The organism is Peribacillus sp. NPDC056705 (genome assembly GCF_043656335.1).
The window spans coordinates 1-1,747 of the sequence record NZ_JBHTYI010000144.1; the positions used below are offsets into that span (position 1 = coordinate 1).

The following is a 1,747-nucleotide window of genomic DNA, read 5'->3' on the forward strand; positions in this document are numbered from 1 at the left end:
TGAAAAAATCCCGGTTCCTATTGACGCCTGTGCTGCTGTGGTTATCTCTATTTCTTATCATCCCGATGCTCATCGTTGTGGGGATCTCCTTTCTTTCCCGCGACGCGCTAGGGAATGTTGTCTTCTCCTTCAGCCTGGAAGGGTACAAGATGTTCTTTGATCCGCTTTATCTCGGGATATACTGGGATACCCTGGTGTTGTCCCTGCTAACTACCGTGATTTGTCTATTGGTTAGTTATCCGCTCGCTTATTATATTGCCGGGGCATCGCCGCGGATTCAGACCTGGGGACTAATTCTGATTACGGTGCCATTCTGGATCAACTTCCTGATCCGGACATATGCCTGGGTGCTGCTGCTTCGGACGCAAGGCGTGGTCAACAGTCTGCTGCTCTGGATGGGGTGGATTGACGAGCCGATCCAAATGCTCTATACGTATGGAGCCGTCCTGCTAGGTATGGTCTATAACTTTATTCCTTTTATGGTGCTGCCGATTTATGTAGCGCTGGAGCAGATGGATAAGCGACTGCTTGATGCGGCCAGTGATCTGGGCGCTTCGAAATGGAAGGCGTTCCGTCACATTACGCTGCCGCAGAGCAAATCCGGCATCATGACCGGTGCGGTTTTGGTTTATGTCTCTACTTCCGGGATGTTTGTTGTCACCGATATCCTGGGCGGTGCGAAGTCGTCAATGATCAGTAACATCATTCAGTCACAGTTTCTCGGAGCGCGCAATTGGCCCTTTGGTGCTGCACTCTCGGTCATCTTCGTGGCAACCTCGTTGGTGCTGATTCTGCTGTTCAACCGGGCGATGCAAGCTCGACATCAACGTGTAGGGGAGGAACGGTAAATGAAGAAGAATCATCCCCTGCTTGGCATTCATTCGTTCCTGATGATGGCCTTTATCTATGTGCCGATCATCATCATTATCGTCTATTCTTTTAATGACACGAGACTTGGCGGTAACTGGGAAGGCTTCACCTTCAGCTGGTATACCTCCCTGTTCCAGAACCGTCACGTGATGGAAGCGCTGATGAACAGTTTAACAATAGCTCTTATATCCACCATCGTGTCGACACTGCTTGGAACCGCGGCTGCCTTGTCGTTGAAAGGCCTGAGTCGCAAGGGACGTGGTGGTATGAATGGACTATTGTACCTGCCGGTAATTATTCCGGACATTATTATGGGATTGTCCTTGCTTGTGCTATTTAGCCAACTGAATATGCCGCTCGGCAAGACGACCGTTATCATTGCGCATATTACCTTCAGCATGTCGTTCGTGTATGTAGTCGTTACGGCAAGGCTGTCGGGGATGGGTAAGCAATTGGATGAAGCGGCGCAGGATCTTGGCGCAACGCCTTGGCAGACCTTTCGGCATGTGACATTGCCGCAGATTGCCCCGGGCATCATTGCCGGTGCATTAATTGCTTTTACTTTGTCGCTCGATGACTTCATGGTCAGCTTTTTCGTCGCCGGACCAAGCTCCACGACATTGCCGATATATATTTACGCTCAGGTGAAACGAGGCATTTCACCAGAGATCAACGCTTTATGTACACTGCTGATCCTGGTGAGCATCACCTTGATCCTGTTAGCCCAGTATATACTTAACCGCGGCAATGGTCAGAAGAAACACAAAACCTTGCCGATCTAAGAGAGGAGATATGGAATTGAAACAATCAAGATGGACACGCCTGCTGGCGGTGGGTATGGTTGCGGTGCTATCGGCTGGCTTATTGGCGGCTTGCG

At 50.3% G+C, this 1,747-nt stretch carries 2 protein-coding genes; both read left to right on the plus strand.

Going from position 1 to position 1,747, the window contains the following annotated elements:
• Positions 1–848 (plus strand): ABC transporter permease (locus ACFRAK_RS28320; protein ID WP_394573087.1); only part of this gene is annotated, 848 nt, incomplete at its 5' end.
• On the plus strand, positions 849–1,652 hold the full coding sequence (locus ACFRAK_RS28325) for an ABC transporter permease (protein ID WP_023964608.1): 804 nt from the start codon (positions 849–851) through the stop codon (positions 1,650–1,652).
• The last annotated feature ends 95 nt before the right edge of the window (positions 1,653–1,747 follow it).

Bases quoted from the DNA above. Each gene is read 5' to 3' on its own strand.
- ACFRAK_RS28325 (WP_023964608.1), top strand. From the start codon at position 849: ATGAAGAAGAATCATCCCCTGCTTGGCATTCATTCGTTCCTGATGATG.